At 66.3% G+C, this 21,517-nt stretch carries 20 protein-coding genes; 11 read left to right on the plus strand and 9 right to left on the minus strand.

Annotated elements, in window-relative coordinates; translation table 11 throughout:
• Positions 1 to 44: 44 nt before the first annotated feature.
• Positions 45 to 1,010, minus strand: a complete 966-nt coding sequence (locus tag WBB14_RS19570; RefSeq protein ID WP_424241302.1) for a Bug family tripartite tricarboxylate transporter substrate binding protein — start codon at positions 1,008 to 1,010, stop codon at positions 45 to 47.
• Between the two features lie 62 nt (positions 1,011 to 1,072).
• Positions 1,073 to 1,918 carry an alpha/beta hydrolase gene (locus WBB14_RS19575; protein WP_424241303.1) on the minus strand — a complete coding sequence of 282 codons (846 nt, stop codon included), beginning with the start codon at positions 1,916 to 1,918 and terminating at the stop codon, positions 1,073 to 1,075.
• 85 nt (positions 1,919 to 2,003) lie between these two features.
• Between WBB14_RS19575 and WBB14_RS19580 the strand changes: the two genes are divergently transcribed.
• The 3 genes from WBB14_RS19580 (at position 2,004) to WBB14_RS19590 (ending at position 4,897) form a co-directional block, all read left to right on the plus strand.
• The gene (locus WBB14_RS19580; RefSeq protein WP_424241304.1) at positions 2,004 to 2,903 is read left to right on the plus strand and encodes a LysR substrate-binding domain-containing protein; all 900 of its coding nucleotides are present in this window, start codon (positions 2,004 to 2,006) and stop codon (positions 2,901 to 2,903) included.
• Positions 2,904 to 3,092: 189 nt separating this feature from the next.
• A complete protein-coding gene (locus tag WBB14_RS19585; RefSeq protein ID WP_424241305.1) occupies positions 3,093 to 3,599 on the plus strand; it encodes a hypothetical protein in 507 nt (168 codons plus the stop codon).
• Between the two features lie 98 nt (positions 3,600 to 3,697).
• On the plus strand, positions 3,698 to 4,897 hold the full coding sequence (locus WBB14_RS19590; RefSeq protein WP_424241306.1) for an MFS transporter: 1,200 nt from the start codon (positions 3,698 to 3,700) through the stop codon (positions 4,895 to 4,897).
• Between the two features lie 95 nt (positions 4,898 to 4,992).
• On the opposite strand, the gene gltX is transcribed toward WBB14_RS19590, so the two are convergent.
• Complete coding sequence (gltX, locus tag WBB14_RS19595) at positions 4,993 to 6,399, minus strand: glutamate--tRNA ligase (RefSeq protein WP_424241307.1); 1,407 nt, start codon at positions 6,397 to 6,399, stop codon at positions 4,993 to 4,995.
• 120 nt (positions 6,400 to 6,519) lie between these two features.
• Between gltX and WBB14_RS19600 the strand changes: the two genes are divergently transcribed.
• Positions 6,520 to 8,961, plus strand: a complete 2,442-nt coding sequence (locus WBB14_RS19600; protein WP_424241308.1) for a GNAT family N-acetyltransferase — start codon at positions 6,520 to 6,522, stop codon at positions 8,959 to 8,961.
• Between the two features lie 12 nt (positions 8,962 to 8,973).
• Here the strand turns inward: WBB14_RS19600 and WBB14_RS19605 are convergent, their stop codons facing one another.
• From WBB14_RS19605 to yjgA, 6 genes are all read right to left on the minus strand, one after another.
• Complete coding sequence (locus WBB14_RS19605; protein WP_424241309.1) at positions 8,974 to 9,666, minus strand: cysteine hydrolase family protein; 693 nt, start codon at positions 9,664 to 9,666, stop codon at positions 8,974 to 8,976.
• Positions 9,667 to 9,675: 9 nt separating this feature from the next.
• A complete protein-coding gene (locus WBB14_RS19610; RefSeq protein ID WP_424241310.1) occupies positions 9,676 to 10,512 on the minus strand; it encodes an ABC transporter permease in 837 nt (278 codons plus the stop codon).
• A gap of 3 nt (positions 10,513 to 10,515) precedes the next feature.
• Entirely contained in the window at positions 10,516 to 11,328 is an 813-nt protein-coding gene (locus tag WBB14_RS19615) for an ABC transporter ATP-binding protein (RefSeq protein ID WP_424241317.1), read from the minus strand.
• Positions 11,328 to 12,332: an ABC transporter substrate-binding protein gene (locus WBB14_RS19620; protein ID WP_424241311.1), complete on the minus strand. Its 1,005-nt coding sequence runs from the start codon at positions 12,330 to 12,332 to the stop codon at positions 11,328 to 11,330. The genes WBB14_RS19615 and WBB14_RS19620 overlap by 1 nt, the downstream gene beginning before the upstream one ends.
• A gap of 339 nt (positions 12,333 to 12,671) precedes the next feature.
• Complete coding sequence (locus WBB14_RS19625; RefSeq protein WP_424241312.1) at positions 12,672 to 13,349, minus strand: alpha/beta hydrolase; 678 nt, start codon at positions 13,347 to 13,349, stop codon at positions 12,672 to 12,674.
• A gap of 18 nt (positions 13,350 to 13,367) precedes the next feature.
• Complete coding sequence (gene yjgA / locus WBB14_RS19630) at positions 13,368 to 13,919, minus strand: ribosome biogenesis factor YjgA (RefSeq protein WP_424241313.1); 552 nt, start codon at positions 13,917 to 13,919, stop codon at positions 13,368 to 13,370.
• A 58-nt stretch (positions 13,920 to 13,977) separates the two neighbouring features.
• Between yjgA and pmbA the strand changes: the two genes are divergently transcribed.
• From pmbA to WBB14_RS19665, 7 genes are all read left to right on the plus strand, one after another.
• Entirely contained in the window at positions 13,978 to 15,342 is a 1,365-nt protein-coding gene (gene pmbA, locus WBB14_RS19635; RefSeq protein WP_424241314.1) for a metalloprotease PmbA, read from the plus strand.
• A 172-nt stretch (positions 15,343 to 15,514) separates the two neighbouring features.
• Positions 15,515 to 16,612 carry a TRAP transporter substrate-binding protein gene (locus WBB14_RS19640; RefSeq protein WP_424241315.1) on the plus strand — a complete coding sequence of 366 codons (1,098 nt, stop codon included), beginning with the start codon at positions 15,515 to 15,517 and terminating at the stop codon, positions 16,610 to 16,612.
• A gap of 255 nt (positions 16,613 to 16,867) precedes the next feature.
• Positions 16,868 to 18,022, plus strand: a complete 1,155-nt coding sequence (locus tag WBB14_RS19645) for an ABC transporter substrate-binding protein (RefSeq protein WP_332012739.1) — start codon at positions 16,868 to 16,870, stop codon at positions 18,020 to 18,022.
• Positions 18,023 to 18,191: 169 nt separating this feature from the next.
• The gene (locus tag WBB14_RS19650; RefSeq protein ID WP_041652165.1) at positions 18,192 to 19,073 is read left to right on the plus strand and encodes a branched-chain amino acid ABC transporter permease; all 882 of its coding nucleotides are present in this window, start codon (positions 18,192 to 18,194) and stop codon (positions 19,071 to 19,073) included.
• A 3-nt stretch (positions 19,074 to 19,076) separates the two neighbouring features.
• Positions 19,077 to 19,952 carry a branched-chain amino acid ABC transporter permease gene (locus tag WBB14_RS19655; RefSeq protein WP_332012737.1) on the plus strand — a complete coding sequence of 292 codons (876 nt, stop codon included), beginning with the start codon at positions 19,077 to 19,079 and terminating at the stop codon, positions 19,950 to 19,952.
• Positions 19,945 to 20,733, plus strand: coding sequence for an ABC transporter ATP-binding protein (locus tag WBB14_RS19660; protein ID WP_332012736.1), 789 nt, complete (start codon positions 19,945 to 19,947; stop codon positions 20,731 to 20,733). The genes WBB14_RS19655 and WBB14_RS19660 overlap by 8 nt, the downstream gene beginning before the upstream one ends.
• Positions 20,730 to 21,440 carry an ABC transporter ATP-binding protein gene (locus WBB14_RS19665; RefSeq protein WP_424241316.1) on the plus strand — a complete coding sequence of 237 codons (711 nt, stop codon included), beginning with the start codon at positions 20,730 to 20,732 and terminating at the stop codon, positions 21,438 to 21,440. The genes WBB14_RS19660 and WBB14_RS19665 overlap by 4 nt, the downstream gene beginning before the upstream one ends.
• Positions 21,441 to 21,517 lie beyond the last annotated feature (77 nt).

Raw genomic sequence — 21,517 nt, forward strand, 5'->3', positions numbered from 1 at the left:
CGCCGCCGGGCCCTCTCTATATAGATATAGGGAGGGCAGCGGTTTTATTGGGGTTGGATGCCCGAAATCCGGATCCATTCCTTCCAGCGCGCCGTGTCTTCCTTCACGAAGGCATCGAAGCGCGCCACGTCCATGGATTCCGGCGTCAGGCCCAGCGCGCGCAGCTTGTTGGCGGTGGCCTCGTCCTTGACCGCCGCCTGCATGTGGGCGTTCATCTTTTCCACGATGTCGGGCGGCGTGCCCGCCGGCGCCGACAGGCCCAGCCAACCGGCGACGACGAAATCCGGGTAATAGGTGGTCATGGTCGGCACGCTGGGCCAGGCCGGTTGCGGCTGGGCGCCGGTGACGGCGATGGGGACCAGCCCCTTGCCGTCGATCTGGCCCATTGCGGTCAGGTAATCGACAAAGGCGAAGTTGATCTGCTTGCCGCGCAGGTCGGTGATGATCTGCGTGATGTTCTTGTAGGCCGCGCCGGTGATCTCGATGCCGGCGCGCTGCTTGAGGAGTTCGGACGGCACTTGCGAGGACGAGCTGTAGTAGCCGAAGAAGACCTGCCCCGGATGCTTCTTGGCGTAGTCGACCAGATCCGGCACCGTGCGGTACGGGCTGTCGGGCGACACCACGCCGACCGTGCCGAAGGTGCCCAGCATGCCGACCTGGCGGAAGTCTTTCTGCGCGTCGTAGGGCAGGCTCTTGTAGAGGAACTGGTTGGCCGAGTGGGTGGAGTTGGTGGATAGCAGGAAGGTGTAGCCGTCTGCCGCCGCGTTCTTGGCGGCGTTGGTGCCGACGATGCCGCCGGCGCCGGGGCGGTCCTCGACCACGACGGTCTGGCCGGTCTTCTCGCCCAGGTACTGCGCCAGCGTGCGCGCGGTGAGGTCGGCCGCGCCGCCGGCGGCGGACGGCACGATGAGAGTCACGGGTTTCTCGGGCCAGCCGGCGGCGTGCGCGCTTGCGGCCAGTAGCAGGCCGGCGCCGATCAGGGTCGGGCGGATGGAGCGGGGAATGGACATGGTTGTCTCCTGATGGCGCGGTTGCGCGTCGTTGTCGTTGTTGTCGTGGGTAGGCGGGGCGGTCAGCCGAACTGGCCGCGGTGCCATTCCAGAATGGCGGCGGCGCTGGCTTGCCACTGGTCCGCGTACATCATGCAATGCGGCTGCCCGGCAAGCACGGCGTGGGAAAAGCCGAAGCGGCGCGCGATCGCCAGGTCCTGGCCGGGCGGATGGCGGTCATGCGTGTCCAGTCCGGCTTCCAGGCACAGGCCGGGAGCGTCGATGGCGGCGGCGTCGACAGGCACGCGCAGCAGGTAGCGGTCGTTGAGCACTTGCGGGCTTTCGGCGCACAGGCGCTGGGATACCGAGGCGACGTCGCGGTCCGGCGAGGTCGCCAGAAAGCGCGCGCGGATTTCGTTGTGGTTCGGGGCGTGGCGCGGCGCGCCCTCCGGCACGGGCGGCAGCGCTTGCGCGCCGGGCAGGTCGCCAGGGGGCGACGGCGCCAGCAAGACCACGCCCGCCATCGTGCGCTGGCTGGCGGCCAGCAGCGCGGGCAGCGCGCCCATGCTGTGGCCCACGACGACGGTGGGGCGAGCCAACGCGTCCAGCGCGCCGGACACGTCCTGGCCCAAGTCCGCGATGGAGGCCGACGTGAACGAATCGTCCTGGGGCAGGGCGCCGTGGCCGCGCAGGTCCAGCGCCGCGCAGGCCAGGCCGGCGCGGGCGAAGTAGTCCAGATAGTGCGCATAGCACCAGGCGCCGTGATAGGCGCCCGGCACGAACAGCAGGCCGGGCCTGTCGTCTTGCGGGGCAGCGCCGATGATCAGGCGGCCCTGGCCGGCGGGGCGGGCAGGCAAGCGGTCGGCCAGGCTGAAGTCCAGCGGATCGGTATGAGCGGATGGCGGGGAAAGCAGGGAGTCGGTGTTCATGATGCGGCAATCTTAGGTGGGCCGATTCGATCAGAAAACTTTATTTTTCATATGATTGGATAAGTTCTTCTAATGTGGGTCGCACATGCGTTCACCGCCCGAGCTTTCCATCGCGCACTACCGCCATTTCCTGCTGGTGGCCGAGCTGCGCAGTTTCCGCGCGGCGGCGGCCCGGGCCTTCCGCTCGCAGCCGGCGTTGTCGCTGTCCATCCGCGAGATGGAGCAACGCCTGGGGCAGCCGCTGTTCGAGCCCGGCAACCGCGGCACGCTCACGCGCTTTGGCCAGGACTGCCTGCCGCTGGCGCGCGAGCTGGTGCAGCACCATGACCGCGTGGCGGGCGCGCTGTCCGGGCTGGCCAGCAACGAGGCTGGCACCTTGACCATGGCGTCGGTGGCCACCGTCGCCACGCACTGGCTGCCGGAACTGGTGGCGGCGTACCGCGAGCGCTATCCAGCGGTGGCGCTGCGCCTGTTCGACGACAACTCGGAAGGCGTGGAGCGCATGGTGCTGGCGGGCGAGGTGGAGTTGGGCGTGTGCAGCCCGGTGTCGCAGGACCGGCGCTTGTCGTTCGAACCCTTGCTGCGCGACGCCTTCGGCCTGGTGTGCCATCGCGGCCATCCCCTGGCCAGGCGCAAATCGGTGACCTGGCGCGAGATCGAGGATCTGCCCCTGGTCGGCACCATCGCGCACCGCCAGCTTGCCGGCTATCCGCAGGCGGCCTTCATGCTGGACCGGCAGGTCTTCGTCTCCAACATGATGTCGCTGCTAGCCATGCTGGAGCGCGGCGTCGGCGTCACGGTGCTGGCGCGGCTGGGCGTGCCGCCGGACTCGCGTGGCTTGGCCTTCGTGCCGCTGTCCGGCCCGCGCATCGAGCGCGAACTGGGCATCACCCGGCTGGCCGGCCGCAGCCTGTCTCCGGCCGCTGCGCGGATGGAGGAAATGCTGCGCGCGAAGGCGGCGAAACGCGGCCGCACTGTCGCTTGAAACCAACGCATTTTTGCGATTTACGGCCATAAAACAGGCCAATTCCGGGGGCGACTGTTGCGCAATTGCACGCGGCGCGGATCGCCGTTGATTCTTCGCAAACGGCTCTTTAGAGTGCGTGATGTTTGCTGCGCGAGTGATGTGCCGGGATGATCGGCGCGGCGCGTCGACAGACGTGTTGAGGAAGTCATGAGCAGTGTGTATTTGCGTACGGCGGGCATCGCCTGCGCCGTTCTGATCCTGGCCGGCTGCGCCGCCAGGAAACCCGCCACCATCACCGAGGCCCAGCCCGCGGAACCGCCCAAGGCGGTGGCCTGCGTGCCCGCCAAGGCCGGCGATCCCATGATAGGCACGTGGTTGTCGAACACCCGTCCGCGCGACGTCAGCGGCGATCTGCAATCGCTGATCGTGTTGTCCGCCGATGGCACCATGGCCTTTGAATCCCTGCTGAAGATCGGCCGCAAGACGCGTCCCGCGCTGCGCGAGACCGGCTGCTGGAGCGTGGCGGACGGCGTCTACACGATGCAGACCACCAAGTCGGCCGGTGAACTCGTGGACGCCAACGATCCCATCTACCTGAACCGCTACCGCGTCGAAAAGGTCGAGAAAACCCGCCTGACGATGCGCGAGCTGAAAAGCGGCGGCCAGGTCATGACGGCGCGCCGCATGCCCACGGGCTACCGTCTGCCGTACTGAGCGTTGCGCCGGGCGGACATTCTGCCTGGCGATAAAGCCAGGATGGCCGGGCTGGGGTAAGGTGCGGACTTCACCCATCGCCCCGCAGCCGGTCATCCATGCCTGCCCTGTCCTCCGAAGCGCGCGCCATCGCGCTGCTTGCCCTGGCTGCCTTCGTCAGCGCCAGCGCGTTCCGCATCTGTGATCCCATGTTGCCGCAGCTCGCGGCGGAATTCGGCACCACCACGGGCCAGGCCGCGCGCGCGGTGACCGCGTTCGCCGTGGCCTATGGCGTGTTGCAGATGTTCTTCGGCCCTCTGGGCGACCGCTACGGCAAGTACCGCGTCGTCAGCATCGCGACCTTTGCCTGCGCCCTGGGCAGCGCCGGCGCCGTGCTCGCCGGTACGCTGGACGTGCTGGTGTTCTGCCGCGTCCTGTCGGGCGCCGCGGGGGCGGGCATCGTGCCGCTGTCCATGGCCTGGATCGGCGACAACGTCCCGTATGAACGGCGCCAGGCGACCCTGGCCCGTTTCCTGACCGGCACCATTCTGGGCATGTCGGCCGGCCAATTGGCCGGCGGCCTGTTCGCCGACACGGTGGGCTGGCGCTGGGCGTTCGCCGCGCTGGTCTGCGGCTACCTGATAGTGGGCGTGCTGCTGTTCCTGGAGGTGCGGCGCCAGCAGGTGTCGGGCCTGGGCCGGGTGGATCCGGGCGCGGTCCGCCAGGGCTTCGTGGCGCAGGCGCGGCTGGTGCTGGGCACTCCCTGGGCCCGCATCGTGCTGGCGACGGTGTTCGTCGAAGGCCTGCTGGTCTTCGGCGCCCTGGCCTTTGCGCCTTCCTATTTGCATGAACGCTTCGATATTTCTTTGACCGCCGCGGGCGCGCTGGTGGCGGTGTATGCCGTGGGCGGCCTGCTCTATACGGTAGTGGCCGGCCGTATCCTGAAGCGCCTGGGCGAACGCGGCCTGGCGATCGCTGGCGGGCTGGTGCTGGGCGTGGCGTTCCTGTCCTATCTGCTGGGGCCGGTCTGGATGTGGAGCCTGCTGGCCAGCGTGCTGGCCGGCTTCGGCTATTACCTGCTGCATGCCACCTTGCAGACCAATGCGACCCAGATGGTGCCCTCGGCGCGCGGCACGGCGGTGGCGTGGTTCGCGTCCTGCCTGTTCATGGGCCAGGCGGCTGGCGTGGCGCTGGCGGGCGCGGTGGTAGACGAGGTCGGGCCGGGCGCGCTGTTCGGCGGCTCGGCCGCGCTGCTGCCGCTGTTGGGCGCGTTCTTCGCCCGGGCGCTCAAAGCGCGGGCGGCGATCCAGCAGGCTTGAGGCGCGCCGTCCGGCGCAAGCAGGCAGGCTGGAAACACCGCGGGCCTTGCTCATCCTGGAATGAGCAAGGCCCGCGGTGTTTTTGGCAGGCGTGTTTAGATAGATGCCAGGCGCTTGAGCACCGTCTGCTTGCCCAGCAAGGCCAGCACCGCGTCCACGGCGGGGGTCTGGGTCTGGCCGGTGACGGCGACGCGCAGCGGGATGGCCAGTTGCGGCATCTTCATGCCGCGATCGGCCAGCACGGCCTTGATCAGGGCGGACAGGGCCTCGCGAGTCCAGTCCGTGTCCTGGGCGCGCTGGGCGAAGTCGGCCAGCGCTTCGCGCGCGGGGGCGGTCAGGTGCTGCTCGGCCAGCTCGGCGGGCGCGCCCTTGAACTCGGCGCAGAACAGCATGGCGCCCTCGGCCAGCTGTTCCAGCGTTTCGGCGCGGTCCTTCAGCAGGCCCATGACGCCCGGCAGGTCGATTTTTTCCGGATGGCCGCCGCGGTTCGCCACGCGCGGCGCCACGCGCTCGGCCAGTTCGGCGTTGTCCATCTGCTTGATGTAGTGGGCGTTGACCCAGTTCAGCTTTTTCGGATCCCACTGCGAGGCCGACTTGGACAGGTGCTTGGTATCGAACCACGACACCAGCTGTTCGCGCGAAAAGAGCTCGTCGTCGCCGTGGCTCCAGCCCAGGCGCGCCAGGTAATTGACCATGGCCTCGGGCAGGTAGCCCTCGTTGTCGTACTCCATGACGTTGACGGCGCCATGGCGCTTGGACAGCTTTTCGCCATCCGGGCCCAGGATCATCGGCACGTGGCCGTACTCCGGCAGGGCGGCGCCCAGCGCGCGCAGGATGTTGATCTGGCGCGGGGTGTTGTTGACGTGGTCATCGCCGCGCAGCACGTGGGTGATGCCCATGTCCCAGTCGTCGACCACGACGCAGAAGTTGTAGGTGGGCGTGCCGTCCGGGCGCGCGATGATCAGGTCGTCGAGTTCAGTGTTGTCGAAGCTGATCGTGCCCTTGACCATGTCGTTCCAGGAGGTCGCGCCTTCCTGCGGGTTCTTGAAGCGCACCACGGGCTTGCGGCCTTCCGGGATGGCCGGCAGGGTCTTGCCGGGTTCGGGGCGCCAGGTGCCGTCGTAGCGCGGCTTGTCGCCGCGCGCGCGGGCGGCTTCGCGCATGGCTTCCACTTCCTCGGGCGAGCTGTAGCAGTGGTAGGCGGTGCCGGCGGCCAACATCTGCGCGACCACTTCGCGGTAGCGGTCCATGCGCTGCATTTGATAGAAGGGGCCTTCATCGGGCTGCATGCCCAGCCAGTCCATGCTGTCCAGAATGGCCTGCACCGCTTCCGGCGTGGAGCGTTCGACGTCCGTGTCTTCGATGCGCAGCACGAAGGTGCCCTGGTGGTGGCGCGCGAAGGCCCAGGAGAACAGCGCGGTGCGTGCGCCGCCCAGATGCAGGAAACCCGTGGGCGAAGGCGCGAAACGGGTACGAATGGGGGTAGAGGCGTTGGAAGTCATAGGTGGCAATGATAGCGGCTGCGGCGCCACAAATCGGCGTCAGGCTGGGCCCATGTCAATCGTAGGGCGGGGTTGTCTTGTTACGATGAGGGGTATTTTAGATTAGGGCCTGCTAACACCATGTTGCGACACGCTCTCGCCCCGATGTTCGAGCCCGCCTCGCTGGTGATCGTCGCCGACCGGCCGCTGCCGGCGGCGGCTTCGCTGCCGCCCACGCTCAAGGGCAAGACCACGGTGGTCGCCTGCGAAGTCGGCGCCGCGCCGGATCTGCCGGACACGCTGCAGGGCCTGGCCAAGGGCGAAAGGCCTGATCTGGCCCTGGTTTGCGTATCGCCGGCTGTGCTGCCGGAAACGCTGCGGCGGCTGTCGCCCCTGGCGCCGCGCTCGGTGATCCTGCTGCCCCATGAACTCCCCGATCCCTATCCGCGCGGCACGCTCGCGCTATGCCGCGCCTGGGCCGAGGAAAACCGCTGCGAACTGCTGGGTCCGCGCTCGTTTGGCGCGCAGCGGCCGCACGCCGGCCTGAACCTGAGCCAGCACCCGGTGCTGGCGCGTGCCGGCCGCGTGGCGCTGCTGGCGCAGTCGCGCTCCATCATGGCCGCGGTCATGGACTGGGCCGAGGACGTGCATATCGGCTTCTCCACCGCCGTGTCGCTGGGCGACGAGGCGGTGGTGGGCCTGTCCAAGGTGCTGGACTATCTGGCCAGCGATCCGCGCACGGACAGCATTGTGCTCTATCTGGAAGACGTGGGTCCGGCCCGCGAATTCATGAGCACATTGCGCGCCGCGGCCTCGGTCAAGCCCGTGATCGTGCTGAAGGCGGGGCGCGCGGACACCGATAGCGCCGACGCCATCTTCGACGCGGCCCTGCGCCGCGCGGGCGCCGTCCGGGTGCGCTACTTCGTGCAGCTGTTCTCGGCGGTCAAGGTGCTGGGCTACACGCGCCGCCCCAAGGGCCGCCGGGTGGCGTTGATCTCCAACGGTAGCGGGCCTCCGCAGCTGGCCATGGACCTGATCGGCCCCGACGCCGCCGTGCTGCGCGCCGAACTCGCACCGGCGACCCAGCGCGCGCTGGTGGCCATGCTGGAGCCAGACGCGGCCACGGCGAATCCCGTCATCACTTTCACGCCGCTGACTCCGGAGCGCATCCGCGCCATCCTGGACGCCGTGCTGGACGACGCGGGGGTGGACGGGGTGCTGGTGCTGCTGGCGCCCGACGCGCTGGCGGATATGCAGGCGGTGGCGCGCGAGCTGGCGCAGATCGCGCCCAAGGCGAAAAAGCCGGTGGTGACCTGTTTCATGGGCGACGCCGGCATGCGGCCGCTGCGGCGCATGCTGGATGACGCGGGCACCCCTGCGTTCCGCACGCCCGAATCGGCCGCCGACGCCCTCGGCGTGCTGGCGACCCATCACTACAACCAGCAACTGCTGCTGCAGACGCAACCGCCGGAACCGGCCACTCACGTGCCGGACCTGACGGCCGCGCGCGAGATCCTGGCGCGTGTGCGCGCCGAATGCCGGCGCGAGCTCAACACCTCCGAAATCCGCAGCCTGCTGGCCCTGTTCTACGTGCCGCTGCGCGACACGCCCATGGACGTGGCGGCCGCCGAGCCGGAATCCCGCCCCATGGCGATCCGGGTGCGGCGCGATCCGCAGTTCGGCCCGGTCATCCGTTTTGGCGCGGGCGGCCCCGACGCGATGCTGTCCCAGTCCGACCGCGGCGTCGACCTGCCGCCGCTCAACGGCTTCCTGGCCCGCCAACTGATCGAGCGCAGCCGGCTATGGCGCCGCGTGCTGGCGCCGCGCATCGGCCACATGGCCGCCGAGGCGCTGCAGCAGGCGGTGGTGCTGGTGTCCGAGCTGGTATCGGAACTGCCCGACATCGAGTCCCTGGACATCGACCCGCTATATGCCGGCGAAACGCATCTGCGCGCGGGGGGACTGCGCATGACGCTGACCGAGAAGCCGGGCTGCGCAACGCCGCAGACTGCCGGCTATCCGCATATGGCGATCCACCCGTATCCGGCGCGGCTGGTGCAGGTGCGCCGCTTCGCGGACGGCGTCCCCTGGGTGTTGCGTCCCATCCGTCCCGAGGACGCCGACCCGCTGCAGGAGTTCATCCGCGGCCTGTCCGAGCGTTCGCGCTACATGCGCTTCGTCTCCATGATGCGCGAGCTGACGCCGCGCATGGTGTCGCGCTACACGCAGGTGGACTACCACCGCGAGCTGGCCCTGGTGGCCGCTACGCAGGTGCCGAACCCGGCCAACCGCGGCCATCCGCGCGAGGTGCTGGTGGGTTTCGCGCATTACCTGCGCAATCCGGACGGCCGGGGGGCGGAGTACGCCCTGGTGATCGGCGACGATTGGCAGCGGCGCGGCTTGGGCCGCCAGCTGATGACGGCGCTGATAGCCGCGGCGCGCGAGCAGGGGCTGGAATACATCGACGGCCTGGTGCTGTCGACCAACCGGCCGATGCTGTCGCTGATGACCAGCCTGGGCTTCACCAACGACGCCGATCCGGAAGACCCGACGATGCGCCGGGTGTGGCTGGACCTGGCCTGATGTCAGGCTCGTTCAGGCGGTCTTTCTGGCCGTCTGCGCGGGCTTGATCCGCGCGATCGATTCGTCCACCGACAGCACGTCGCCGAAGAACAGCATCCAACCTTGCAGCGAGTGCTCGTGTTCGGCCGGTGTGACCGCGGCCAGCGCGTCGTCCACCATGATGGTGCGGAAGTCCCGCATCATGGCATCGCGGGCGGTGGACTCGCAGCACACGTTGGTGACCGTGCCGGCGATCAGCAGCGTGTCCACGCCGCGCCCGCGCAAGAGCGGCTCCAGTTCGGAAGAGCCTGGCGCCATTGCGCTGTAGAAGCGCTTGGTCACCCGCAGGTCACTATCGTGCGCGTGCAGATCCGGGTGCAGCGCATAGCCGGGGGCGTCGCGGCGCAGCGTTTCCAGACGCCTGGCGCTGCGCTCCGGCGTCAGCATTACGCCGTGGTGATGCGACCAGAACGAGTCGGCGTTGTCCGACGCGGTCTGCACCCAGACGATGGTGCCGCCCGCGGCGCGCACCGCGTCGCACAGGCGGTTGATGGGGGCGATGAGCTCGCGCGCGGGCGCGCATTCGCCCTGGTAGCCGGGCAGCGTGAAGTACTGCTGCATGTCCACCACCACCACCGCCAGGCGCGCGGCGGGCAGTTCGTCATAGGGGTGCAGGCAACCCTGGCGGGCGATCACGCGGTCCTTTACCCATTGCGGGAATTCCATGGCGGTTCCTTATCCATAGCGCCGCGCGATGGCGGCTTCGATGCGGTAGACGATCAGGTACATCACGCTGGAGATCAGGGCCAATATCGCGATGGCGGTCATGACGATGTTCAGCTTGAACACCTGGCTGCCGTTCATGATGAGAAAGCCCAGGCCGGAATCCGCCGACTGGAACTCGCCCACGATCACGCCCACCAGCGCCAGGCCGATGTTCATCTTCACGGCCGCGATCAGCGTGGGCACGCTGCCCGGCAGCACCACCTTGGTCAGCACCTGCCAGCGGCTGGCGCCGAAGGTATGGGCCAGCTTCACTTTGTTCAGGTCGATGCCGCGAAAGCCGGCGTAGATCACCATGATGGTCACGAACACCGCGATCGCCACGGCCATGCCGTACACCGCGTAGTCCGAGCCCAGCCACAGGTAGAAGATCGGCACGAAGGCGATCTTGGGCATGGCGTTGGCCACCACCAGGAAGGGGTCCAGCACCTTGTACAGGAAGTCCGACCACCACAGCGCGGCCGCCACCACGATGCCGATCGCCATGCTCAGGCCGAAGCCCACCAGCGTGGCGCTCAGCGTGGTCATGATGTGCTTGCCCAGTTGGCCGTTGTTCCAGAGTTCGATGAACGTCGGCCACAGCGCGCTGGGATAGCTGGTCAGGAGCGGATTGAGGACGTGCATGCGCGGCAGGATTTCCCAGGCGCACAGGAAGACCGCCAGCAGCAGCGCCTGCGCGATGCGGATATGCCTGCGGCGCGCGCGGTCGCGCTGCAGGTAGTTCAGGTATTTCTCGCTGGGCGCACGCACGGCGCGCAGCGGAACGGTATTGGCGACGGGCGCGTTCATGGGTCAACCCTCCACGTGGACGTCCAACTCGTCCCACAGCTGTTTGAAGTAGGTGTTGAATTCCGGCCGCGAGCGCGCCTGGAATGGTGTAGGCCGAACCCCGTCGCCGTAGTGGATGCGGTACTGGCTCTTCAGGCGGCCGGGCCGCCGCGACAGCACGATCACGCGGTCCGTCATGGCGATGGCTTCGCCGATGTCATGGGTGACCAGCACCACCGTCTTGCCCTCGCGCCGCAGGATGTCCACCACTTCATCGGAGATCGCCAGCCGGGTCTGCGAATCCAGCGCGGAGAAAGGTTCGTCCAGCAGGATCACGTCCGGCTCGGTGACCAGGGTGCGGGCCAGCGCGGCGCGCTGCCGCATGCCGCCCGACAACTGGCGCGGCGTGTGCGACAGGAAGGCGCCCAGTCCGCATTTCTCCAGCAGATGCACGGCGCGCGCCTCGCTGCGCGCATCGCGCCGGCCCTGGATCTCCGCGCCCAGCATGACGTTGTCCAGGATGGTGCGCCACTCGAACAGGTAGTCCTGCTGCAGCATGTAGCCGATGCGCGGATTGGGCTTGGTCACGGCCTGGCCGTCTATCATCACCGCGCCCGCGGTCGGCGGAATCAGCCCGGCGATCAGGGACAGCAGCGTGCTCTTGCCGCAGCCGCTTTGCCCGATCAGGCTGACGAATTCGCCCGCCGCCAGCGTGAACGACACGTTGGCCAGCGCCTCGGTCTCGCCTTCCTGGGTGAAGTAGGAAAGACAGACCTCGCGCAGTTCGATCTTGGCCGTGGCGGGATCCGGCTTCAGGTTGTGGATGACGGCGCCCATCATTGGGCCTTCTTGGCGAAGTCGGTCACCACCACGTCCTCATACTTGACGCGTGCGCTGTCCTTCATGACCGCGCTGGCGATCAGCATGTCCTGCAACTGGTTCATGGCCTCGGCCGTCACCAGCGGCGTGGTCTTCCAGATCTGGTATTTCTTGTAGCGCTCGATGGCTTCGGTCACCGCGGCCTGGTCCATGCCGGGGAAGTAACTCATGATCTGCGGAGTCAGCGTGGCGGCGGGCGTGTCCTTCACGTACTTCTCGGCCCGCGCCACCACGTTGGTCCAGGCCTGGATGACCTTGGGGTTGTCGCGGATGTATTTGTCGGTGGCGGTGAATACGGTGTAGTCCACCTGGCCGACCTCGTGGCCGACCGAGGCGACGATGTAGCCCTTGCCGTTGCGCACCAGTTCGCCGGCCTCGGGTTCAAGAAAGATGCCGTATTCGCCCTGGCCCGCCATCCACGCCCCGGCGCGCGCCGGGATGCCGATGTTGTTCAGCAGCTTCACGTCCTTTTGAGGGTCCACGCCATGCTTGCGCAGCGCCGTTTCCAGGAACACGATGGGATTGGACCCGGGCCGAAATCCGATGACCTCCTTGCCCTTGAGCATGGACCAGTCGAACTTCTCCACCGGCTTGCGCGCCAGCAGGAAGAAACCGTCGGTGGCGGTCAGTCCGGCGAAGATCTTGGGCTTGACCGGCGATTCGCTGTTGTGGACATAGATGGACGCCTCGGGGCCGATCAGCACGATGTCGGCGCTGCCGGACAGCAGGGCGGTCATGCCCTTGTCGGTGCCCTGCGAGGTCTTCATGGACACGTCCAGGCCGGCGTCCTTGAAGTAGCCCTGCGACAGGGCCACGTATTTGGGCACGTAAAGAATGGACCGCACCACTTCTTCGTAGCGGACCTTCACGGGGGGATTGAGCGCTTCGGCCTGGGCGGCCAGGGGGGCAAGCAGCGCGAGCAGCGCCGCAGCCGCCAGACGGGGCGATGGCAAGGATTTCACGGGACTTTCTCCTGCGTCTTGAATGCCACGCCGAAACCCGGCGCAACACGGCCAATGGGATGGATCGACAACAACAACAGGGAAGCCCGAACTGGTCGCCCGGGCCGGTAAGGCTTGGATCGAATACTATATTCAATACAAATAGGCGACAAGCTTTTTGCAGTTGGCGTTTTTCTCTATGGACGAGGGAAGGGTGGCCCGCTAAAAAATCAGGCTGGGATATCAGTTGGTATACAAAATGAAATCGCAGGCCGTCAGGGCCTGCGATGGATCGGCAGGGCGCGCAGCGCCCTTAGCCGGGATCAGGGCCGCCGGGCGCGGCCCTGCATGGTCTTCACTTCAGACCAGGACTTCGTTCAGGAACTTCGAGATGTCGGCCACTTCCTCGGCGCAAACCGAATGCGGCATCGGGTAGGTGTGCCATTGCACGCGGTAACCCAGCCGCTGCAACTCGGCCAGCGAAGCCTGGGCGCGCGGCAGCGACACCACCGGATCGTACTGGCCGTGGGCCAGGAAGATGGGCGTGTCCTGGTTGGCGCCGTGGCGTTCGGCCTCGGCCGTATCCAGCAGCGGCAGATAGCCCGACAGGCCCATCATGCCCGCCAGTTTTTCCGGCAGGCGGATGCCCGTGTGCAGGGTCATGGCGCAGCCTTGCGAAAAGCCCGCCAGCACGATCCTGGAAGTAGGGATGCCGCGGGCGTTCTCGCGCGCGATCAGCTTGTGGATGGCGGTTTCCGAGGCGCGGATGCCGCGGGCGTCCTCGACGCGCACCAGGTCCATGACCAGGATGTCGTACCAAGAGCGCATCGCCATGCCGTTATTGATCGTCACGCGCTGCACCGGTGCGTTCGGGAACACGAAGCGCACTGAAACGCCGGCCGGCAGGTCCAGCTCCGGCACGATGGGCGCGAAGTCGTTGCCGTCGGCGCCCAGGCCGTGCAGCCAGATCACGGCATGCGTGGGATTGGGGGCGGTTTCGATCTCGATGCAATCGAGCAGGTCGGTCGGAGCGTTCATGGACGGCGGCGGTGAAAATCAGAGGGTGAGGGTCTTCAGGGCCTGGAACAGCGCGCGGTAGTGCTTCTTTTGCGGCTCCTGGCCTTGCAGCAGGGCGGCGTTGGCCTGCTTTTCCTTGCGGGCGGCGCGGATCAGCGCGCGCAGCTGTTGGACATCGGCCTGCGGATTGCTGTTGAGCAACTTGGTCAGGGCCTCGTCGTCGTCCAGCAGGCGGTCGCGCACCATCTCCAGCCGGTGCATGGTAGCGGTTTCCTCGCGCGAGCCGTTTTCCCAGATGTCGAGCTGGGTGCGGATCTCGTCGGCCGGCGCGTCGCGCATCAGCTTGCCCACGAAGTGAACCTGGCGCCGTTTGCCCTCGCGCCCGGTGGTGCGCTGCGCCGTGCGGATCGCTTCATAGAGGCGCTCGGCCAGGGGCAATTGCTTGAGGCGTTCAGGGGACAGGTCGATCAGCTGCTTGCCCAGGTCCAGCAAGGCGTGCATTTCGCGCTTGACCTGGGACTTGCTGGGACGGTCGTAGCCGTTCTCGTCGTAACCGTCGTCGACGGATTCTTCTTCAGTATGGGAATTCATGGAAAACTGCGCAATGACAGACTTGGCTATGATAACCGTCTCTGCAAATTGGACTGCAATGGTTAAAACCTCCTCATCCTTGCCGCTGGCGGCGAATCACGCGCGTTTTTCCGAACTCGTCGAACAAACCCTCGCCTATGCGCGCCAGATCGGCGCCTCCGACGCCGCGGCGGAAGTCTCGGAAAGCCTGGGCCTGTCGGTGTCCGTGCGCAAGAACGACATCGAAACCGTCGAACAGACCCGCGACCGCTCCCTGGACCTGACGGTCTACGCCGGCCAGAGCCGCGGTTCCGCCTCCACCTCCGACTTTTCCGAAGCCGCGCTGCGCCAGACAGTCGAAGCCGCCTGGCATATCGCGCGCCACACCGCCGCCGATCCGGCCGCCGGCCTGCCCGACGCCGACCAATTGGCCACCGAATTCCCCGACCTGGACCTGCACCGCGCCTGGAGCGTATCCACCGAAGAAGCCGCCGAACTGGCGCTGCGCGCCGAACGCGCCGCCCGCGAGGTCGATGCGCGCATCACCAATACCGATGGCGCCACCGTGGGCACCTACGAAGGCCAGTTCGTGATGGGCAACACGCGCGGTTTCCTGGGCGGCTATCCGTATTCGCGCCACAGCCTGTCGGTTGCGCCCATCGCCGGCCGTGGCAATGGCATGCAGCGCGACTACTGGTACAGCTCCGAGCGCGACCCGGCCAATCTGGCCTCGCCCGAAGCCATTGGCCGTTACGCCGCCGAGCGCACGCTGTCGCGCCTGTCGGCCCGCCGCATCCGCACCGGCAAGTTCCCGGTCCTGTTCGAAGCGCCGCTGGCGCTGGGGCTGGTGGGTGCGCTGACCCAGGCCGCCAACGGCGGCGCGCTGTACCGCAAGGCCAGCTTCCTGCTGGACGCGCTGGGCAAGCCCATCTTCCCCGATCACATCAACCTCACCGAAGACCCGCACATCCGCGGCGCCATGGGCAGCTCGCCCTTCGATGACGAAGGCGTGCGCACGCGCCGCCGCAGCGTGGTGTCGGCCGGGGTGCTGGAAGGCTACTTCCTGTCTTCCTACACCGCCCGCAAGCTGGGCATGGTCACCACCGGCAACGCTGGTGGTTCGCACAACCTGGTGTTCAGCTCCACCCGGACCCGCCGCGGCGACGACTTCGAAGCCATGCTCAAGAAGATGGGTACGGGCTTCCTCGTCACCGAACTGATCGGGCAGGGCGTGAACTACGTCACCGGCGACTACTCGCGCGGCGCGTTTGGCTACTGGGTGGAAAACGGCCAGATCCAGCACGCGGTGCAGGAAATCACCATCGCCGGCAATCTGGCCGACATGTTCAAGCAGATCGTGGCGATAGGCGCCGATACGATTTCGCGCGGCACCAAGACCACCGGTTCGATCCTGATCGAGCAGATGGCCATCGCCGGAACCTGATCTTCCGCAGGCGGCCGTGGCGCCATGCGCCGCGGCCGTCTTGAGATCCCCGCAGCCGTTCCGGTCTTTGCAATCCCTTACCTGATAGTGTGGCCAGACAGGCCGATATCAGCGTGTAATATCCGCCGGGTATCGCTTGATGTCCCAGGTGTTGCTGTAAAGGAGCAAAGAGATGCAACGACGTTCGTTCTTGAAGCACGCCGGTCTCGGCGCCGTCGCTACCGGAGCCGCAGTCAGCGCGCCCGCGTTCGCGCAGGACATGCCGTCATTGAGCTGGCGCCTGTCGTCCGGCTTCCCCAGCTCCCTGGATCTGCGCATTGGCGCTGGCGAAAGCTTCTGCAAGTTCGTCTCGGAAGCCACCGGCGGCAAATTCAACATCCGCCACTTTCCCGAAGGCGAGATCGTACCCGCCGCGGATCTGATGGAAGCGGTGTCCACCAAGAAGGTGGAGTGCGGCCACGCTTCGTCCCGCGCCTACTACGCCAAGAACCCCGTCTTCTGCTTCGACGCCGTCGTGCCCTTCGGCCTGAACGCCCGGCAGATGAACGCCTGGATGAACGAGGGCGGCGGCCTGCGGCTGACCCGCGAACTCTTCAAGCCTGAAAAAATCATCAACTTTCCGCTGGGCAACACCGGCGCCCAGATGGGCGGTTGGTACACCAAGGAAATCAAGCGAGCGGGCGACCTCAAAGACTTGAAGATGCGCGTCAGCGGCCTGGCTGGCGACGTGCTGGCCAAACTGGGCGTGGCGCCGCAACAGGCCGACCTGGCCAAGCTGGCGGAAGCTTTCGAGAAGGACGGCTTGCAGGCGGTGGCGGGCGCGGGTCCATACGACGACGACAAGCTCGGGCTTAATAAGGTTGCTAAGTATTACTACGCACCCGGCTGGTGGGCGCCCGGCGAGCAACTGTCGCTCTATATCAATGACGAGGCCTGGAACGCGCTGCCGAAGAACTACCAGGCAGTGGTGGACGCCGCCGCCCAGGCCGCACATGCCGCCACCATCGCCCGCTACGATGCCCGCAATGCGGCCGCGCTGTCCCAATTGACCGCAAACGGCGCCCAAATCCGCACATTCCCGCGGTCCATCATGGACCTGGCATTCGAGGCCACGCAGCAGGTCTATAAGGACTTGGGCGCCAAAGACCCCAGATTCAAGGCGATGCACGATAGTTACATGGGTTTTCGCGATAGCGAAATGCCATGGTTCCGTTTGACCGAAAGCGCCTACGACCAATATCTGGGCGTAGCGTTATCGGCCAGAACGTAGGACACTTACGCCTGCCGAATAGCATTCGGCGAGTGTTAGGGTTTTTGCTAGTAACCACGCGTTTTTTACAAAAAAATGGGCGGTTTGTAGGCTTTTGTTGAATGGCGTTCGAGTAGCCGCCTGATACAAAGGAGTAATATCCCGGGTCTTGACGCGCAAACATGACGCCTTTAGGCGGCATCCGACGTCAATCCGGCAGGATTACATCAGCCCGGATACCAATATTCCGAGACAGACTTTAAGGTGGTAACAACCATGCAATCCAAGACCAAGAAGCTGCTGGCCGCGCTGATCGCTGCCGGTATCGTCCCGGCTGCCCATGCAGCCGATATCAAGCTGGGCGTGGCGGAAGCCCTGTCCGGCGGCGCCGCCCAGTACGGCGTGTCGATCCGCAATGGTTTCCAGCTCGCGGCTGATGAAATCAACGCCGCCGGCGGCATCAACGGCAACAAGATCGTGCTCGTGGTCGAGGACGAACAAGGCAAGAAAGAAGAAGCGATCAACGTTTTCAAGAAGCTGATCTTCAAGGACAACGTCCTGATGGTCTTCGGCCCGACGCTGTCGAACTCGGCCCAGGCCGCCGACCCGATCGCCCAGGCTGCCAAGACGGTCGCCTTCGGCACCTCCAACACCGCCGACGGCATCACCTCCATCGGCAACTACGTGTTCCGCAACTCGGTTACCGAAGCCGACGTGCTGCCGGCCACCATCTCCACCGTCAAGGCCAAGACCGGCCTGAAGAACGTGGCGGTGCTCTACGGCAACGACGACGTCTTCACCAAGAGCGGCTACGACAACTTCAAGAAGGCCCTGGAAGACCAGAAGATCCCGGTCACCACGACCGAAACGTTCGCCAAGGGCGACGTGGACTTCAAGGCCCAGCTGACCAAGATCAAGGGCACCAACCCCGACGCCATCGTGCTGTCCGCACTGCTGGCCGAAGGCGCCCCGATCATGGTGCAGGCCCGCCAACTGGGTCTGAACGTGCCCGTCATCGGCGGCAACGGCATGAACTCGGTCAAGATTTTCGATCTGGCCCCTGGCGGCGCGTCGAACAATCTGTGGATCGGTAGCCCGTGGTCGATCGAGAACAAGGCCCCCGAGAACGTCAAGTTCATCGATGCCTACAAGGCCAAGTTCAACGGCGCGCCCGACCAGTTCGCGGCCCAGTCGTATGACGCCATGTACATCGCCGCCCAGGCGCTGAAGAACGTCAAGCTCTCCGGCGATCTGCCCAAGGATCGCGCAGCCCTGCGCGATGCGCTGCCCTCCGTGACCTGGACCGGCGCCACCGGCCCGTTCAAGTTCCGTCAGGCCAACGACCGCGCCGGCAAGCCCGCCGGCTATGACGCTGACCAGGCGCCGATCGTCAGCGTGACCAAGGACGGCAAGTACGTCATCGAGAAGTAAGCGCTACGCATCCCCGCGCGGGGGGATGCGCCTTGCGGACGGCGCGGCTGTCCGCAAGGCGCTTTATATCGCAGGGCCCTCACCATAAAAGAAACGCCTCCTCGCACGGAGGCTCAAGGCCATGCAGTGGGCGCTGCATGGGGCCCTCACAGCTTTGGAAAGTCCCATCATGTTCGAACAACAATTCGTCAATGCCTTGTCGCTGGGCTGTGTGTATGCACTGTTCGCGCTGGGCTTCACGCTGATCTTCGGCGTGCTCGGGGTGATCAACCTGGCGCATGGCGCCGTCTTCATGGTTGGCGCCTACGCGGCACTGTTCGTCGTGCAGCAATTCAGCCTGCCCCTGTGGGCCGGGCTGATGGCCGCGTTCTTCGTCGCGGGCTTCACCGGGGTCATCATCGACTACCTGGTGCTCAAGCCGCTGCGCAAGCGCAACGCGCCCCACCTGATCCCCATGATCGCCACCATCGGCGTAGGCATCATCCTGAATAACGGCGCCCAGAGCATCTTCGGCGCCAGCAACCTGCGCTTCCCGCACGGCACCGTGCCCGAGGAAGTGATCGAGGTCGCCGGCCTGCACCTGACGGTGATCGAGCTGGGCATCATCTTCCTGTCCTTCGCGCTGATGGCCGTGCTGATGTATGTCATGCGCCGCACGCAGTTCGGCCGCGCCCTGCGCGCCATCGCCGAATCGCCCAAGGCTGCCTGGCTGCTGGGCATCAACGTCGAAAAGCTGTTCGTCACCACCTCGTTCGCCGCGGCTGCTCTGGGCGGCGTGGCCGGCGTGCTGATCGGCCTGTACTCCAACGCGCTGTTCCCCCTGATGGGCCAGCCGATGCTGCACAAGGGCATCGCGGTCATCATCCTGGGCGGCATGGGCGACATCCGCGGCGCCATGCTGGGCGGCCTGTTCCTGGGCTTCGCCGAAGTGCTGTCGGTGGCCTACATCGGCTCCACCATGCGCGATGCGGTGGCTTTCGGCCTGCTGTTCCTGATCCTGCTGGTGCGCCCGCAAGGTCTGTTCGGCAAAGTGGTTCAACGCAAGGCTTAAAGAATGAGCGGATTCGAAAATTTCTGGGCCATCTACGGCAACCTGGTGCTCACGCTGGGCACCAACGCCTTGCTGGCCCTCTCCATCTGGCTGACCCTGGCTTGCGGCATGCTGGCCATGGCCAACGCAGCCTTCATGGGCATCGGGGCGTACACCGCCGCGCTGCTCACCATGAACTATGACGCGCCGTTCTCGGTCGCGCTCGCCGGCGGCATGGCGGCGCCCGCGCTGGTGGCGGCCCTGATCGGCTTGCCGACCTTGCGGCTGTCCGGGGTCTACCTCGCCATGGCCACGTTGGGCTTTGGCGAAGTGGTCCGCGTGACCATCCTCAACACCGAGTCCATCACCGGCGGCGCACTGGGCCTTAACGGCATCCCGCAACTGACGCAGTGGTGGCACGTGGTGCTGGCGGTCGTCATCGTCCTGTTCGTGCTGTGGCGCGTTCGCGCCTCCAAGATCGGACGCTCGTTCGACGCCATCCGCGGCGACGAAACCGCGGCCGGCCTGATGGGCATCGACGTGCGCGCCAACAAGATGCTGGCCTTCGTGGCTGGCGCGATGATTGCGGGCCTGGCCGGCGCCTTGAATGCGCACCTGACCTTCTTCATCGGCCCCAATGAATACGGTTTCGACCGTGGCGTGGAAATCCTGACCATGGCGATTCTGGGCGGCATCGGCGGCCTGGCTGGTCCCGTGCTGGGCAGCTTCATCATTACCGTGCTGCCCGAAATGCTGCGCGGTTTTGCCGATCTGCGCCTGATCGCGAACGGAGTGATTCTGGTGGTGATTGTGTTGTTCCTGCCGCAAGGCATCTGGGATCCGGCGCGCTTCAAGCGCTGGATGCGCCAAGGACGCCAGGGAGGCAAGCGCCATGCTTGAGCTTTCTTCCGTTTCCAAGAGCTTCGGCGGCCTGCATGTGCTGCATGACGTCAGCCTGTCCGTGCCCGAAGGCGCCATCTTTGGCCTGATCGGCCCCAACGGCGCCGGCAAGACCACGGTGTTCAACCTCATCACCGGCCTGCTGCCGCCCAGCGGCGGCACCATCACGTTCAACGGCCAGAGCGTCCTGAACAAGAAGCCGCACCGCATCACGCGCATGGGCATCGCCCGCACGTTCCAGAACATCCGTCTCTTCAAAGAGATGACGCTGCTGGAAAACGTGGTGGTGGGCGCCTATCGCCACATGAACTACGGCTTCCCCAGCCTGCTGTTGGGCCTGCCGGGCTATCGCGAGCACGAACAGCGCGCCCGCGAGCGAGCGCACGAACTGCTCACCTGGATGCGCCTGGACCATAAGGCCAACGATCTGGCGGACAACTTGTCCTACGGCGAACAGCGCCGCCTGGAGCTGGCGCGCGCGCTGGCCACCGAGCCCAAGCTGCTGCTGCTGGACGAACCGGTCGCCGGCATGAACACCGGCGAACGCGCCGAACTCATGCGCGAGATCCTGGCCATCCGCGACCGCGGCTATACCATCCTCATGATCGAGCACGACATGCGCTTCGTCATGGGCCTGTGCGAACGCATCGCGGTGCTGAACTTCGGCAAGATCATCGCTTGCGGCGGACCCGACGAGATCCGCAACAACGAACAGGTCATCGAAGCCTATCTGGGCCGCGAAGACGACGAAGACACCGAACAAGCGGAGGCCGCACAATGAGCGTCATGCTGGAAGTCCGCGGACTCGAGGTCAACTACGGCCACATCGAAGCCGTCCGCGGCATCGACCTGGACCTGAACTCCAAGGAAATCACCGCCTTGGTCGGCGCCAACGGCGCCGGCAAGTCGACCACGCTGCTGGCGCTGTCGGGCCTGCTGCCCAAGGCGCGCGGCAAAATCACCTTCGAAGGCGAGGACATCACCAACCTGGCGCCGCACCAGCTGGTGGCGCGCGGCATCGTCCAGGTGCCGGAAGGGCGGGCCATCCTCACCACCATGACCGTGCTCGAAAATCTGGAGCTGGGTGCCTACCGCCGCGGCCTCAAGAACGTCGATTCGGACCTGGAATACGTGTTCAACCTGTTCCCGCGCCTGAAGGAACGGATCGCCGGCATCGCCGGCAATCTGTCGGGCGGCGAGCAACAGATGCTGGCCATCGGCCGGGCGCTGATGGCCAAGCCGCGCCTGCTGCTGCTGGACGAACCCTCCATGGGCCTCGCGCCCATCGTGGTGCAGGAGATCTTCCGTTCGCTGCGCGCGATCAACGCCGATGGCCTGACCCTGTTCCTGGTCGAGCAGAACGTGCGCCAGGCGCTCAAGATCGCCCAGCACGGCTATGTGCTGGAGAACGGCGCCATGGCGCTGACCGGTAGCGGCCGCGAACTGCTGGGCCACCCCCGCGTGCTGGAAGCCTATCTGGGCGCCTGACCGGCGGGCAGGCGGGCTGTGTCCCCTGTTATTGGTGTGGCAGCGGCGGCGCCGGAGGGCGCCGCCGCGGCATTTAC

The sequence above is a fragment of the Achromobacter sp. genome (assembly GCF_049647645.1).
Classification (GTDB): domain Bacteria; phylum Pseudomonadota; class Gammaproteobacteria; order Burkholderiales; family Burkholderiaceae_B; genus Achromobacter.